This window comes from Nocardioides sp. cx-169 (assembly GCF_021083605.1).
In the GTDB taxonomy this organism is placed as follows: Bacteria; Actinomycetota; Actinomycetes; order Propionibacteriales; family Nocardioidaceae; genus Nocardioides.
Genome location: NZ_JAJNRO010000009.1, coordinates 148826 through 164012, shown reverse-complemented (window position 1 = coordinate 164012; position 15187 = coordinate 148826). Strand labels below are relative to the sequence as shown.

At 71.5% G+C, this 15187-nt stretch carries 14 protein-coding genes; 6 read left to right on the top strand and 8 right to left on the bottom strand.

What is annotated here, in order from left to right; all coding sequences use genetic code 11:
• Positions 1–81: 81 nt before the first annotated feature.
• Positions 82–1038 carry a heme o synthase gene (locus LRP67_RS14050; RefSeq protein ID WP_231270789.1) on the bottom strand — a complete coding sequence of 319 codons (957 nt, stop codon included), beginning with the start codon at positions 1036–1038 and terminating at the stop codon, positions 82–84.
• 109 nt (positions 1039–1147) lie between these two features.
• Between LRP67_RS14050 and tkt the strand changes: the two genes are divergently transcribed.
• From tkt to pgl, 6 genes are all read left to right on the top strand, one after another.
• Positions 1148–3274, top strand: a complete 2127-nt coding sequence (tkt, locus tag LRP67_RS14045; RefSeq protein WP_308189750.1) for a transketolase — start codon at positions 1148–1150, stop codon at positions 3272–3274.
• Between the two features lie 37 nt (positions 3275–3311).
• Positions 3312–4418, top strand: coding sequence for a transaldolase (gene tal, locus LRP67_RS14040; RefSeq protein WP_231270788.1), 1107 nt, complete (start codon positions 3312–3314; stop codon positions 4416–4418).
• Complete coding sequence (locus LRP67_RS14035) at positions 4415–6061, top strand: glucose-6-phosphate isomerase (RefSeq protein WP_231270787.1); 1647 nt, start codon at positions 4415–4417, stop codon at positions 6059–6061. The genes tal and LRP67_RS14035 overlap by 4 nt, the downstream gene beginning before the upstream one ends.
• Complete coding sequence (gene zwf, locus LRP67_RS14030; RefSeq protein ID WP_231270786.1) at positions 6058–7581, top strand: glucose-6-phosphate dehydrogenase; 1524 nt, start codon at positions 6058–6060, stop codon at positions 7579–7581. Before LRP67_RS14035 ends, zwf begins: the two co-directional genes overlap by 4 nt.
• Before the next feature lie 70 nt (positions 7582–7651).
• Positions 7652–8557, top strand: a complete 906-nt coding sequence (locus LRP67_RS14025) for a glucose-6-phosphate dehydrogenase assembly protein OpcA (RefSeq protein ID WP_231270785.1) — start codon at positions 7652–7654, stop codon at positions 8555–8557.
• Entirely contained in the window at positions 8554–9285 is a 732-nt protein-coding gene (gene pgl, locus LRP67_RS14020) for a 6-phosphogluconolactonase (RefSeq protein WP_231270784.1), read from the top strand. The genes LRP67_RS14025 and pgl overlap by 4 nt, the downstream gene beginning before the upstream one ends.
• Before the next feature lie 82 nt (positions 9286–9367).
• Here pgl and LRP67_RS14015 read toward each other — a convergent pair whose 3' ends face one another.
• The 7 genes from LRP67_RS14015 to yvcK all read right to left on the bottom strand — a co-directional run bounded on the left by LRP67_RS14015 (position 9368) and on the right by yvcK (position 15184).
• A complete protein-coding gene (locus tag LRP67_RS14015; protein WP_231270783.1) occupies positions 9368–9727 on the bottom strand; it encodes an RNA polymerase-binding protein RbpA in 360 nt (119 codons plus the stop codon).
• 15 nt (positions 9728–9742) lie between these two features.
• Positions 9743–9979, bottom strand: a complete 237-nt coding sequence (secG, locus tag LRP67_RS14010) for a preprotein translocase subunit SecG (protein WP_231243599.1) — start codon at positions 9977–9979, stop codon at positions 9743–9745.
• Positions 9980–10010: 31 nt separating this feature from the next.
• Positions 10011–10817, bottom strand: coding sequence for a triose-phosphate isomerase (gene tpiA, locus LRP67_RS14005; protein WP_231243600.1), 807 nt, complete (start codon positions 10815–10817; stop codon positions 10011–10013).
• A 3-nt stretch (positions 10818–10820) separates the two neighbouring features.
• Positions 10821–12032: a phosphoglycerate kinase gene (gene pgk, locus LRP67_RS14000; RefSeq protein ID WP_231270782.1), complete on the bottom strand. Its 1212-nt coding sequence runs from the start codon at positions 12030–12032 to the stop codon at positions 10821–10823.
• 1 nt (position 12033) lies between these two features.
• Positions 12034–13029 carry a type I glyceraldehyde-3-phosphate dehydrogenase gene (gap, locus tag LRP67_RS13995; RefSeq protein ID WP_231270781.1) on the bottom strand — a complete coding sequence of 332 codons (996 nt, stop codon included), beginning with the start codon at positions 13027–13029 and terminating at the stop codon, positions 12034–12036.
• Positions 13030–13187: 158 nt separating this feature from the next.
• Positions 13188–14174, bottom strand: coding sequence for a DNA-binding protein WhiA (gene whiA, locus LRP67_RS13990; RefSeq protein WP_231270780.1), 987 nt, complete (start codon positions 14172–14174; stop codon positions 13188–13190).
• Positions 14175–14230: 56 nt separating this feature from the next.
• Positions 14231–15184: a uridine diphosphate-N-acetylglucosamine-binding protein YvcK gene (yvcK, locus tag LRP67_RS13985; protein WP_231270779.1), complete on the bottom strand. Its 954-nt coding sequence runs from the start codon at positions 15182–15184 to the stop codon at positions 14231–14233.
• Between the last annotated feature and the right edge of the window lie 3 nt (positions 15185–15187).

The window sequence follows — 15187 nt, the reverse complement described above, 5'->3', positions numbered from 1 at the left end:
TCGGCGGTGGCCACAAGCGACGGGTGCGACCCGACGAGGCGCCAACCGCGGGCCTGAGGACGCTCGCCGTGTCCCGCCGGCTCAGATCTTGAGCAGCGGGTCCAACGCGACCGCGACGAAGAGCAGCGACAGGTAGAGGTTGGAGTGGTGGAACAACCGCATCGGCTGGATCACGCTCAGGTCCTCGGTGCCGCGGGCACGGCGCATCAGCTTGTGGGCCTCTACCAGGAACACGGCTCCGAGGACCGCCGCGGCGACCGGGTAGAACGGTCCGGTGCCGGCCACCGGCCACAGCAGCAGGGAGGTGGCGACCATGACCCAGCTGTAGAGCACGATCTGGCGGCCGACCTCGCGGGCGGGCACCACGACGGGCAGCATCGGCACGTCGACGTTCGAGTAGTCCTCGCGGTAGCGCAGGGCCAGCGCCCAGGTGTGCGGCGGCGTCCAGAAGAACACCACGGCGAACAGGATCACCGGGACCCACGACAGCTCGCCGGTGACGGCGGTCCAGCCGATCAGGGCCGGGAAGCAGCCGGCCAGTCCGCCCCAGACGATGTTCTGCGTCGTGCGGCGCTTGAGGAGGATCGTGTAGACGAGCACGTAGAACGCGTTGGCCCCGAGCGACAGGCCCGCGGACAGCAGGTTGACCTCGGCCACCAGCACCACGGTCGAGAGCACGGCGAGCACGGTCGCGAAGACGAGTGCCGCGACCGGACTGACGATGTGGCGCGGCAGCGCGCGGCGGCGGGTCCGCCGCATCTGCTCGTCGATGTCGCGGTCGTAGACGCAGTTGTACGCCGACGCGGAGCCGGCCGACAGCGCGCCGCCGACCACCGTGGCGAGGACCAGGCGCAGCTCGGGCACGCCCCGCTGCGCGAAGAACATCACCGGAACGGTCGTGAGCAGCAGCAGCTCGATGACCCGTGGCTTGGTGAGCCCGACGTAGGCGGCGACGACGTCCTTGACGGACGGTCGCTCGCTCGGGTCCTCCCGCTCGGGCTGCTGTGCAGCCGCAGGCGTTTGGCCGACGTAGGTCACGGAGATCCTCGGGAATGGGAAAGGCTGCCTCGGGCAACCGGTGCGAGTGCGAGTCTAACGCCTCGCCTGAGTAGGCTCGGAACGGCGCAACCCCCCGGAGAGGAACGACGTGACGACACGCACAGGGCTGGACTGGAACGAGATCGACGACAAGGCGGTGGACACCGCCCGGGTCCTGGCCATGGATGCGGTGCAGAGGGTCGGCAACGGCCACCCCGGCACGGCCATGAGCCTCGCTCCGGCGGCGTATCTGCTCTTCCAGAAGGTGATGCGTCACAACCCCGCCGACCCGGCCTGGCCGGGGCGCGACCGCTTCGTCCTGTCGTGCGGCCACAGCTCGATCACGCTCTACACGCAGCTCTTCCTCGGCGGCTTCGGCCTCGAGATCGAGGACCTGATGGCGCTGCGCACCTGGGGCAGCAAGACCCCGGGGCACCCCGAGCACGGACACACCGCGGGCGTCGAGACCACCACCGGCCCGCTCGGCCAGGGTGTGGCCAACGCCGTCGGCATGGCGATGGCGGCCCGTCGTGAGCGCGGTCTGCTCGACCCCAACGCGGCCGAGGGCGACTCGCCGTTCGACCACCACGTCTACGCGATCTGCTCCGACGGCGACCTGGAGGAGGGCGTCAGCGCCGAGGCCTCCTCGATCGCCGGCACCCAGCAGCTCGGCAACCTCACGGTGATCTACGACGCCAACCGGATCTCCATCGAGGGCGACACCGACGTGGCGTTCACCGAGGACGTCGCAAAGCGCTACGAGGCCTACGGCTGGCACGTCCAGACCGTCGACTGGACCCAGGACGCCACGACGTACGTCGAGGACGTGCCAGAGCTGTACCGCGCGGTCGTCAAGGCCGGCGAGGTCACCGACCAGCCGAGCCTGATCGTGCTGCGCACCATGATCGCCTGGCCGGCGCCGAACGCGCAGGGCACGGGCAAGTCCCACGGCTCCGCACTGGGCGACGACGAGGTCGCCGCGACCAAGGAGATCCTGGGCTTCGACCCGTCGCTGAGGTTCGAGGTGCCGCCCGCGGTGCTCGAGCACACGCGGGGACTCGTCGAGCGCGGGCGCGCCGCCGAGGCCGCGTGGGACGAGGAGCTCAAGCGCTGGGCCAGGAAGCCGTCGGCCGACGTCGACCTCTACGAGCGGCTGCAGACCCGGACCCTGCCCACCGGCTGGGCCGACGACCTGCCGACGTTCCCCGCCGACCCCAAGGGCATGGCGACCCGCAAGGCCTCCGGTGCGGCCATCAACGCGATCGCCGGCCGGGTGCCGGAGCTGTGGGGCGGCTCCGCCGACCTCGCCGAGTCGAACAACACCACGATCGAGGGCGCGCCGTCGTTCATCCCCCGGGAGCGCTCGACCGACCAGTGGAAGGGCGACCCGCTCGCGGGCCGGGTGCTGCACTTCGGCATCCGCGAGCACGGCATGGGCGCGATCATGAACGGCATCGCGCTGCATGGCGGCACCCGCGTCTTCGGCGGCACCTTCCTGACGTTCTCCGACTACATGCGCGGCGCCGTGAGGCTCGCGGCGCTCATGGGCCTGCCCGTGACCTACGTGTGGACCCACGACTCGATCGGCCTCGGCGAGGACGGGCCCACGCACCAGCCCATCGAGCACCTCGCCGCGCTGCGCGCGATCCCGGGCCTCGACGTCGTCCGCCCGGCCGACGCCAACGAGACCACCGCCTGCTGGCAGGCCATCCTGGAGCGCACCGACCGGCCGGCCGGACTGGCCCTCTCCCGCCAGAACGTCCCGGTCTTCCCGCGAGGCGAGGACGCCGACGGTGAGCGCTGGGGCGACGCGAGCAACGTCCGCCGCGGCGGCTACGTGCTGCTGGACAGCCCGGCCCGGCTCGAGGGCGGTCAGCCCGACGTGGTCCTGATCGGCACCGGCTCCGAGGTCCAGGTCGCCGTCGCGGCGCGCGAGATCCTTGCGGCCGACGGCATCCGCGCGCGCGTGGTCTCCATGCCGTGCCTGGAGTGGTTCGAGGAGCAGGACACGGCCTACCGCGAGACCGTCATCCCGCCGACAGTGAAGGCCCGCGTCTCGGTCGAGGCCGGCGTCAAGCAGGGCTGGCGGGAGCTGGTCGGCGACCACGGCCGGATCCTGTCGATCGACACCTACGGGGCCTCGGCGGACTTCCAGCGCGTCTACACCGAGTACGGCATCACGGGCGAGGCCATGGCCAACGCCGCCCGCGACAGCATCCGGACCATCTCCGGCTGACGATCCTCCGGCACCACCGACGAGCACAGGAGCAACCATGAGTGACCGACTGAAGGCCCTGGCGGACGCCGGGGTATCCATCTGGCTCGATGACCTGTCGCGGGAGCGGATCGAGAGCGGCAACCTCGCCGACCTCGTCAAGGAGAAGTCGGTGGTCGGCGTGACCACCAACCCGACGATCTTCGCCGGCGCGATCGCGGACGGCGAGCGCTACGACGACCAGGTCAAGCGCCTGGTCGCGAGCGGCGCATCCGTCGAGAAGGTGATCTTCGAGCTCACCACCGACGACGTCCGCAACGCCTGTGACATCCTCAAGCCGGTCGCCGACGGGAGCTCGTCGGACGGCCGGGTCTCGATCGAGGTCGAGCCGGACCTCGCCAACGACACCGACGGCACCATCGCGTCGGCCGAGGCGCTGTGGAAGGCGGTGGACCGCTCCAACGCGCTGATCAAGATCCCGGCCACGAAGGAGGGCCTGCCCGCGATCACGCACGCGATCGCCCATGGCATCAGCGTCAACGTCACGCTGATCTTCAGCCTCGAGCGCTACCGCGAGGTCATGGACGCCTACCTCACCGGCCTCGAGCAGGCCCGAGAGGCCGGGACCGACCTGTCCACCATCCAGTCGGTCGCCTCTTTCTTCGTCTCGCGCGTCGACACCGAGGTCGACAGGCGCCTCGACGAGCTCGGCACCGACGAGGCCGCGGCGCTCAAGGGCAAGGCAGCCATCGCCAACGCCCGCGTGGCCTACGGGGCGTTCCAGGAGGTCCACGCCGGCAAGCGCTGGCAGTCGCTGGCCGACGCCGGCGCCGTCGTGCAGCGCCCGCTCTGGGCGTCCACCGGCGTCAAGAACCCCGACTACCCCGACACCCTCTACGTGAGCGAGCTGGTCGTCGCCGGCACCGTCAACACGATGCCGGAGAAGACGCTGGAGGCGTTCGCCGACCACGGGGAGGTCACTGGTGACCAGGTCACCGGCAGGGCCGAGGAGGGGCAGGCGGTTCTCGACCGGCTCGCCGACGTCGGCGTCGACTTCGAGGACGTGCTGCTGAGCATCGAGCAGGAGGGCGTGGAGAAGTTCAAGAAGTCCTGGGTCGAGCTGGTGGAGACGGTCCGCGGCCAGATGGAGAAGGCCCAGGCATGAGCGAAACGGCTTGGAACACTGTCGAGGGGGACGGTTTCGAGCTGTTCTTCGGCTACGCCGACGAGGCGGCGTACGCCGCGACGGTGGAGGCGTTGGTCGCCGACGGCGTCGCGAGCGGCATCGCCGGCCGCGACGCCACCCTGTGGGGTCGCGACGCCGTGTCCGAGTCCGGCAAGCGGCTCGGCTGGGTCGACCTGTCCGAGCGCTCGCGGCCGCTGGTCTCCGAGATCGAGGCCCTGCGGGTCGAGCTCGGCGACCTCGGCCTGACCCGGGTCGTGCTGTGCGGGATGGGCGGCTCCTCGCTGGCACCCGAGGTGATCTGCGAGTCCGACGGCGTCGCGCTGGACGTGCTCGACTCCTCCGACCCGGACTTCGTGCGCAGCGCGCTCGAGTCCCGGCTCGACGAGACCGTCGTGGTGGTGTCGTCGAAGTCCGGCGGGACCGTCGAGACCGACAGCCAGCGACGCGCCTTCGAGAAGGCGTTTCGCGACGCCGGGATCGATCCGGCGCAGCGCATCGTCGTCGTGACCGACCCGGGCTCCCCGCTCGAGGAGTCGGCGCGCGGGGCCGGCTACCGGGTGTTCCTCGCCGACCCTGAGGTGGGCGGCCGCTACTCGGCGCTGACCGCCTTCGGACTCGTCCCCAGCGGCCTGGCCGGTGCCGACATCGCCACGCTGCTCGACGAGGCGGAGGCGATCCGCCCGGCGCTGGAGGCCGACTCCCCCGACAACCCCGGACTCCGGCTCGGCGCGCTGCTCGGGGCGGCCAACCTGGCCGGAGCCGACAAGCTCGTGCTGGCCAACGCCGGCGCCCCCTTCGCCGGCTTCGGCGACTGGGCCGAGCAGCTCGTCGCCGAGTCCACCGGCAAGGACGGCAAGGGGATCCTCCCGGTCGTCGTCGACTCCGTCGAGTCCCCCGACTTCGCGCCCAGCACGCCCGACGAGGTGCTGGTCACGATCGGCCCGGAGCGGGTCCTCGAGCGGGTCCGGCCCACCTCCGGCTGGGGCGCCGCCGTCGACGCGTCGCTGGGCGCCCAGATGCTGCTGTGGGAGTACGCCACCGCGGTCGCCGGCCGGGTCATCGGCATCAACCCCTTCGACCAGCCCGACGTCGAGAGCGCCAAGGCCGCCGCCCGGGAGATGCTCGACGGCGGCGGCAACCAGCCCACCCCGGTGTTCGTGGAGGGGGCGGTCACCGTCTACGCCTCGCCCGGTTGGCTGCCCGAGGGCACCGACACCGTCGCCGGCGCCGTGGACGCGCTGCTCGCGGAGCTCGACCCCCGGACCGGCTACGTCGCCGTGCAGGCCTACCTGGACCGCCACCGCGACGCCGCGCTGTCCGCCGTACGCGACCGCCTGGCGGCGCGCACGGGCCGGCCGGTCACCTTCGGGTGGGGGCCGCGCTTCCTGCACTCGACCGGGCAGTACCACAAGGGCGGCCCCGACACCGGCGTCTACCTCCAGGTCACGGGCCAGCCCGTGGCCGACCTGGCCGTGCCCGACCGGCCCTTCACCTTCCACGAGTTCCTCACCGCGCAGGCCGTGGGCGACGGGCAGGTGCTCGCCGACAAAGGCCGGCCGGTCCTGCGGCTGCACGTGAGCGGACCGGACGACCTGGACGCCGTACGAGGGGTGCTCGCATGACCTACGTCAACCCGCTGCGCGACCCGCGGGACCGGCGGCTGCCCCGCATCGCCGGCCCCTGCGGGATGGTGCTGTTCGGCGTCACCGGCGACCTGTCGCGCAAGAAGATCATGCCGGCGATCTACGACCTCGCCAACCGCGGCCTGCTGCCACCTGGCTTCAGCCTGGTGGGCTTCGCCCGTCGCGACTGGGCCGACCAGGACTTCGCGCAGATCGTGCACGACTCGGTGAAGGCCTACGCCCGCACGGAGTTCCGCGAGGAGGTCTGGAAGCAGCTCTCCGAGGGGTTCCGGTTCGTCCAGGGCGACTTCGACGACGACGAGGCGTTCGAGCTCCTGCGGCAGACCATCGAGGAGCTCGACCGCACCCGGGGCACGGAGGGCAACCACGCGTTCTACCTGGCGATCCCGCCGGCCTTCTTCGGCACCGTGGCCTCCCAGCTCAAGGAGCACGGCCTGGCCGACCCGCACGGCGACTCGTGGCGCCGGGTGGTGGTCGAGAAGCCGTTCGGCCACGACCTGCAGTCGGCCCGGGAGCTCAACGCGTCGCTGGACGAGGTCTTCCCCCCGGGGTCGATCTTCCGGATCGACCACTACCTCGGCAAGGAGACGGTCCAGAACATCCTGGCGACCCGCTTCGCCAACATGATGTTCGAGCCCCTGTGGAACGGCAACTACGTCGACCACGTCCAAATCACCATGGCCGAGGACGTCGGCATCGGCGGCCGGGCCGGCTACTACGACGGCATCGGCGCCGCCCGCGACGTCATCCAGAACCACCTGCTGCAGCTGATGTCGCTCGTGGCGATGGAGGAGCCGACGTCGTTCGACGCCGACAGCCTGCGGATGGAGAAGGAGAAGGTCCTCGCCAGCGTCCGGCTCCCCCGGCGGCTCGACCTGACCACGGCCCGCGGGCAGTACGCCGCCGGCTGGGCCGGAGGTGAGAAGGTCGCGGGCTTCCTCGAGGAGGAGGGAATCCCCAAGTCCTCCACCACGGAGACCTTCGCCGCGATCACGCTGCACGTCGAGACCCGTCGCTGGGCCGGCGTCCCGTTCTATCTCCGCACCGGCAAGCGCCTGGGGCGCCGGGTCACCGAGGTGGCCGTGGTGTTCAAGCGGGCGCCGCACCAGCCGTTCAGCGCCAGCTCCGTCGAGGAGCTCACCCAGAACGCCCTGGTGATCCGGATCCAGCCCGACGAGGGCATGACCCTGCGTTTCGGCTCGAAGGTGCCGGGCACCGCCATGGAGATCCGCGACGTCAACATGGACTTCGCCTACGGCGGCTCGTTCACCGAGGACAGCCCCGAGGCCTACGAGCGGCTGATCCTCGACGTGCTGCTGGGCGACCCGCCGCTCTTCCCCCGCCACCAGGAGGTTGAGCTCTCGTGGAAGATCCTCGACCCGATCCTGGAGGCCTGGGAGCGCAAGGGGAAGCCCGAGCAGTACGGCTCCGGCACCTGGGGCCCGGCGTCGGCCGACAAGATGCTGGCCCGCGACGGACGCGTCTGGAGGCGACCATGATGTCGCCCCACGCAACCGTGAGCCTCCCCCGCTACGCTCCTGCGACCCACGCTTTCGAGGGGGCCCCGACATGATCGAGCTCACCAACACCACGTCCGCCAAGATCGCCGCGGAGTTCGTCCGCGGGCGAAAGAGGGCCGGCAGCCCCGCGATGGGCATGGTGATGACGCTGGTCATCGTCGTCCCCGAGGACGACGCCGAGGACGCCATGAGAGCGGCCCGCGAGGCCTCCCACGAGCATCCGGCCCGCGCCCTCGGCGTGATCCTGGGCGATGCGCGCGGCGCCGGCGAGATCAACGCCCAGGTCGGCACCGGCGCCGGCTGGACCGGTGAGACCGCGGTGATCCGGCTCAAGGGCGAGGTCGTCAAGCACGCCTCCTCGGTCGTGCTCCCGCTGCTCCTGCCCGACTCCCCCGTGGCCGTCTGGTGGCCCACCGACGCCCCCGCCGACCCCGCGGCGGACCCGCTGGGCGCGCTCGCCCAGCGGCGGATCACCGATGCCGCGGCCGCCCCGCGGGGCAAGAGCAGGGCGCTGCACGTGCAGTGCGCGTCGTACGTCAAGGGCAACACCGACCTGGCCTGGACGCGGATCACGCCCTGGCGGGCCCTGCTCGCCGCCGCGCTCGACCAGCACCACGTCAAGGTGACCGGCGCCTCGGTCACCGCCGAGCGGATCAGCCCGAGCGCCGACCTGCTGGCGGCCTGGCTCGGCACCCGGCTGCACGTGCAGGTCGAGCGCGCCAACTCGGGCGGCCCCGGCATCACCGAGGTGGTCCTGGAGACGGCCGAGGGGCCGATCCGGATCAGCCGACCCGACGGCAAGCTGGCGAACTACGAGTCGCCGGGCAAGCCCGACCGGCCGATCGCGCTGAAGCGCCGGAGCCTCCCGGAGCTGCTCGCCGAGGAGCTGCGCCGCCTCGACGAGGACGACGTCTACGCCGAGGTGACCAAGCGACTGCGGAAGGCCGCCTCGTGACGGCGGCGAGCGCCCCGCTGATCGAGGTGCACCCGGACGCCGGCGCGCTGGCCACCGCGGTCGCCGGGGAGCTGCTGTCCCGGCTCACGGACGCCCAGGAGGCCGGGCGGGAGCCGCACATCGCCCTGACCGGTGGCAGCATCGCCGAGGCGCTGCACCGCGAGCTCGCCCGCCTGACCCCCGGCTCGGACGTCGACTGGACCCGAGTCGTGGTGTGGTGGGGAGACGAGAGGTTCGTGCCCGCCGACGACCCGGACCGCAACGCCGCTCAGGCGCGGCGCGCCTTCCTGGACCAGGTCGGCGCCACCCAGGTGCACGAGATGCCCGCCAGCGACTCCGGTGCCGACGTCGTGGCCGCCGCCCAGGCGTTCGAGGACGCGGTCCGGGCCCACGGCGCCGGCGAGTTCGAGGTGGTCATGCTCGGCATCGGGCCGGACGGCCACGTCGCCTCGCTCTTCCCGGGCCGCCCCGAGCTCGCGGTCGAGGACCGGATCGCGGTCGCAGTGACCGACTCCCCCAAGCCTCCCCCGGAGCGCATCACCTTCACCTTCCCCGCCCTCAACCGCAGCCGGTCGGTCTGGCTGGTCGCCAGCGGCGAGGGCAAGGCCGAGGCCGTGGCGAAGGCCCTGGCCGACCACGGCTCCGTCGAGGAGACCCCCGCCCGCGGCGTACGCGGCCAGATCGACACCGTCTGGTTCCTCGACCGCGAGGCCGCCTCCCGCCTCTGAGCCCATCGACCCCGTCACCCAACTCCCCCGAAATGCCGCTGACCCGTCAGAGAGTCTCTGACGGGTCAGCGGGGAGACGGGATCAGAAGATGATGTCGCCGGACTTGCGACGGGAGCGGAGCAGCTGGATGGCCTCGTCGAGGATGTCGGCCGCCTCGGTGTCGGAGCGGCGCTCCTTCACGTAGGCCAGGTGCGTCTTGTAGGGCTCGATCTTGCTGGCCGGCGGGGCGTTCTCCGAGTCCCGGCCGGCGGGCAGTCCGCACTTGGGGCAGTCCCAGGAGTCGGGGGCCACCGCCTCCACGGCGAACATCACGACCGACGTGTGCTCGCGGGAGCAGAAGTACGTCACCGCCTGACGCGGCGCCGCCTCCCCGCGCTCCGCCTCGCCCATCGGCCCGGCGCCGACCCGGCTACCGCGAATGGCGCTACCTCCACCAGCCATGTGTCCTACCTTCTTTCAGTTCTGGTAAGCGAGCAACAGGCCTAGCGCGATCACGCAGGCGAACCAGATGACACCGATCCCGATCGTGAACCGATCGAGGTTGCGCTCGGCGACGGACGAGCCGCCCAGGGAGCTGCTGACACCGCCGCCGAACATGTCGGAGAGCCCGCCGCCACGTCCCTTGTGCAGCAGCACCAGGATGATCAGCAGGGTGCTCGTGATGACGAGCAGAACGGTGAAGAGCGTTGTCACAGCGAGGAATCCTACGGCAGAGGGCGGAGAGTCAGAGGACCGGCATGTCGTAGAAGCGGCAGATGCCGCCGAACTCGTCGACCTGGAGGCTCGCGCCCCCGACCAGGGCGCCGTCCACGTCGTCCTTGGCCATGATCCCGGCGACGTTGTTGGCCTTCACCGAGCCGCCGTACAGCACGCGTACGCCGTCGGCCGCCGCGTCCCCGTGGACCTCGCGGATCCGGGCCCGGATGGCCGCGCAGACCTCCTGCGCGTCCTCGGGTGTGGCGACCTCGCCGGTGCCGATCGCCCACACGGGCTCGTAGGCGACCACCAGGCCGGCGACCTGTTCGGCCGTGAAGCCGGCCAGCGACCCGTCGACCTGAGCCAGTGTGTAGGCGACGTGCTCGCCGGACTGGCGGATCTCGAGCCCTTCGCCGACGCACACGATGGGGGTCATGTCCGCGCGGTGGGCCTGGTGCGCCTTGGCGTTGACGATCTCGTCGGACTCGGCGTGGTACTCGCGGCGCTCGGAGTGGCCCACGACGACGTAGGAGCAGCCGAGCTTGGCCAGCATCCCCGCGGAGATCTCACCGGTGTAGGCGCCGGAGTCCTTGGTCGAGACGTCCTGGGCGGCGTACTTGACCGAGAGCCGGTCGCCGTCGACGAGGGTCTGGACCGAGCGCAGGTCGGTGAACGGCGGGCAGACGACCACCTCGACCTTGCCGTAGTCGTGACGCTTGTCCGACAGCGTCCACGCCAGCTTCTGGACGAGCACCACCGCTTCCTGGTGGTTGAGGTTCATCTTCCAGTTGCCCGCCATGAGCGGCGTGCGGCCGGGAGCCTTCGAGTCAGCCATGGGTCAGTCCTCCAGGACGGTGATGCCGGGCAGTTCCTTGCCCTCGAGGTACTCCAGGCTGGCCCCACCACCGGTGGAGATGTGCCCGAAGGCGGCTTCGTCGAAGCCCAGGGCGCGGACGGCGGCGGCGGAGTCGCCGCCACCGACCACGGAGAGCCCGTCGATCTCGGTCAGCGCCTGGGCCACCGCGCGGGTGCCCTCCGCGAAGGCCGCGACCTCGAAGACCCCCATGGGCCCGTTCCAGAACACCGTGCGCGCCCCCTGCAGGGCGGCGGCGAACGCCGCCCCCGACTCGGGACCGATGTCGAGTCCGAGCGCGTCGCTCGGGATCGCGGTGGCGGGTACGACCTGCGGGTGCGGCTCGGCGTCGCCCGAGGGGAACGCGGTGTCCACGACGATGTCGGTGGGCAGCACGATCTCCACACCGGACTCCTCGGCCCGGGCGAGGTAGGACCGGCACACGTCCAGCTGGTCCTCCTCGAGCAGGCTCTTGCCGACCTCGTGGCCCTGGGCCTTGAGGAAGGTGAAGACCATGCCGCCGCCGATGAGCAGCTTGTCGGCCTTGCCGAGGAGGTTGTCGATGACGCCGAGCTTGTCGGAGACCTTCGAGCCGCCGAGGACGACGACGTAGGGCCGCTCGGGGTCGACGGTCAGCCGGCGCAGGACCTCGATCTCCTGGGCGACCAGGCCACCCATGACGTGCGGCAGTCGCTGGGCGACGTCGTAGACGCTGGCCTGCTTGCGGTGGACGACGCCGAAGCCGTCGGAGACGAACGCGTCGGCCAGGGCCGCGAGTTGGTCGGCGAAGGCGCCGCGCTCGGCCTCGTCCTTGCTGGTCTCCCCGGCGTTGAAGCGGACGTTCTCGAGGAGCGCGACCTGGCCGTCACCGAGTCCGGCGACGGTCTCCTGGGCCGAGTCGCCCACCGTGTCGGCGGCGAACGCGACCGGGGCGCCGAGCAGCTCGCCGAGCCGGTCCGCGACCGGGCGCAGCGAGTAGGCGGGGTCCGGGGAGCCCTTGGGCCGTCCCAGGTGGGCGGTGACGACCACCCGCGCACCGGCCTCGGCCAGCGCGCGGATGGTCGGGACGCTCGCCCGGATCCGGCCGTCGTCGGTGATGACTCGGTGATCATCGGGGCCGTCGAGGGGGACGTTCAGGTCCGAGCGGACCAGCACGCGCTTCCCACGAAGGTCACCCAGCGAGGAGAGGTCGCTCACGTCAGAGGGTCTCGCCGACGTAGTTGACCAGGTCCACGAGACGGTTGGAGTAGCCCCACTCGTTGTCGTACCAGCCGACGACCTTGACCTGGTTGCCGATGACCTTGGTCAGGGGCGCGTCGAAGATGCACGACGCCGGGTCGGTGGTGATGTCGCTGGAGACGATCGGGTCCTCGCTGTAGCGCAGGATCTTGCCGTCGGCCGCCGCCTTCATCAGCGCGTTGACCTCCTCCACGGTGGTCTCGCGACCGGCCTCGAAGGTGAGGTCCGTCGCCGAGCCGGTGGGCACCGGGACGCGGAGCGCGTAGCCGTCGAGCTTGCCCTTGAGCTCGGGCATGACCAGGCCGATCGCCTTCGCGGCACCGGTGGACGTGGGGACGATATTGGTCGCCGCCGCACGGGCGCGCCGCAGGTCCTTGTGGGGGCCGTCCAGGAGGTTCTGGTCGCCGGTGTAGGCGTGGATGGTGGTCATCAGGCCCTTGACGATGCCGAGCTCGTCGCTGAGCACCTTGGCCATGGGCGCGAGGCAGTTGGTGGTGCACGACGCGTTGGAGATGATCGTGTGGCTCGCGGCGTCGTAGTCGCCCTCGTTGACGCCCATCACGATCGTGACGTCCTCGTTCTTGGCGGGGGCCGAGATGATGACCTTCTTGGCACCGCCGTCCACGTGGGCCTTGGCCTTGGTGGCGTCGGTGAAGAAGCCGGTGGACTCGATCACGATGTCGGCGCCGAGGTCGCCCCACGGCAGGGCGGCGGGGTCGCGCTCCTCGAAGACCTTGAACGTGTGGCCCGCGGCGGTGATGTCGGTGTCGGTGTGGGTCACGTCGCCGTCGAGACGCCCGAGGATGGAGTCGTACTTCAGCAGGGTGGCGAGCGTCTTGTTGTCCGTCAGGTCGTTGACGGCCACGATCTCGATGTCGGCTCCGGAGGCCACGACGGCCCGGAAGAAGTTGCGTCCGATGCGGCCGAAGCCGTTGATGCCTACGCGTACGGTCACTGCGATTGCTCCTAGCGGTGCGCGGGTGGTGCGGCTCCCAGCTCGTGGAGCCGCGTCGTGCCCGACCCTATCGGTTCGGGGTGTACGACCAGACTGTCGTCCCTCGGTACGTACCGGTAACCCACGTAGGTCCCGAACAGACGGGACCTACGCCGGGCTCAGCCCTCGTCGGCGAGCATCTCCGGGGTCAGCGAGGACTCGGTGTCGGGGATCCCGAGCTCCTCCGCGCGCTTGTCGGCCATGGCCAGCAGCCGCCGGATGCGACCGGCGATCGCGTCCTTGGTGAGCACCGGCTCGTGCAGCTGGCCGAGCTCCTCGAGCGAGGCCTGCTTGTGCTCCAGGCGCAGGGACCCGGCGAGCTTGAGGTGGTCGGGGATCTCGTCGCCGAGGATCTCCAGCGCGCGCTCGACGCGGGCGCCGGCAGCCACGGCGGCGCGCGCGGAGCGGCGCAGGTTGGCGTCGTCGAAGTTGGCCAGGCGGTTGGCCGTGGCTCGCACCTCGCGGCGCATGCGGCGCTCCTCCCAGGCCATGAGCGACTCGTGGGCGCCCAGGCGCGTCAGCAGCTGCCCGATCGCGTCGCCGTCGCGGATCACGACCCGGTCGACCCCGCGCACCTCGCGCGCCTTGGCCTGGATGCCGAGACGCCGCGCGACGCCGACCAGGGCGAGGCCGGCCTCGGGTCCCGGGCAGGTCACCTCGAGCGAGGAGGACCGGCCCGGCTCGGTGAGCGAGCCGTGGGCGAGGAAGGCGCCGCGCCAGGCGGCGACTGCGTCGCAGCCTCCCCCGGACACGACGGCGGGCGGCAGGCCGCGCACAGGTCGCCCGCGCTGGTCGATGAGACCGGTTTGGCGCGCGAGCGCCTCGCCGTCCTTGGTCACGCGCACGAGGTAGCGGCTGCCCTTGCGAATTCCTGCGCCCTGCACCATCACCACGTCGGAGCTGTGGCCGTAGACCTCGGCGATGTCCTTGCGCAGCCGCCGCGCGGCGGCGCCGGTGTCCAGCTCGGCCTCGACGACGATCCTGCCGCTCACGATGTGGAGGCCGCCGGCGAACCGCAGCATGGAGGCGACTTCGGCCTTGCGGCAACAGGTCTTCGTGATCTGGGTGCTGGACAACTCCGCCTTCACCTGGGCCGTCATCGCCATGCGCCGATCCTTGCACGCGAGTCAATCACCCTCGGGGGCAGGCCTCGCCGCGCCGGTCAGGCACCGCTCATGATCCGGGCGTAGGCGGCGGCCAGCTTCACCGGGTCGTGGCGGGCGGTGCCGTCGTCGAGCATCACGTCGTCAAGCACCAGGCGGGCGCCGTAGGAGGTCACGGCCCGCTCGAGCTCGTCGGCGTCGTCACCCAGCGACCGCGGGTCGGCGAGCACGACGTGGGGCCGCAGGTCGGGGGCGTGCTCGACGAGCACCGCGAGGTGCTCGGCGGGGCCGAAGCCGTCGGTCTCCCCCGCCTGCTCCTCGAGGTTGAGCACCACGATCAGCCGGGCGTCGCTGGTGACGATCGCCTCGCAGAGCTCGCGCACCATCAGGTGCGGGATGACGGAGGTGAACCACGAGCCCGGGCCCAGGACCAGCCAGTCGGCGGCCCGCACCGCCGCGACGGACTCGGGGCACACCTCGGGGTCCGGGGGCTCCAGCGCGATGGAGGCGATGCGGCCGGGGGTCGAGGCGACCTCGACCTGGCCGCGCACCGTCACGAGGCGGTCCGGTTCCAGTCCCTCCACCTCCGCGGTGATGACCAGGGGCGTCAGGGCCATGGGCAGCACCCGGCCCTTGGCCCCGAGCAGCCGCCCCACCCAGTCCAGCGCGGCGACATGGTCGCCGAGGAGCTCCCAGAGGCTGACGATCAGCAGGTTGCCCACGACGTGGCCGCGCATCTCGCCGGCCCCCTGGAACCGATGCTGGAGCACCCGCGACCAGGTGACGTCCCAGGCGCCCTCGCCGCACAGGGCGGCAAGAGCCATCCGCAGGTCACCGGGCGGCAGCACCCCGAACTCACCCCGCAGCCGCCCCGACGAGCCGCCGTCGTCGGCCACGGTCACGACCGCGGTGAGGTCGTCGACGGTCAGGTCGTCGACGAGGAGCCGCAGCGCCGTGAGCGAGGCGAACAGGCCGTGGCCGCCGCCGAAGGCGACCACCGACTGGGCACGCACGCC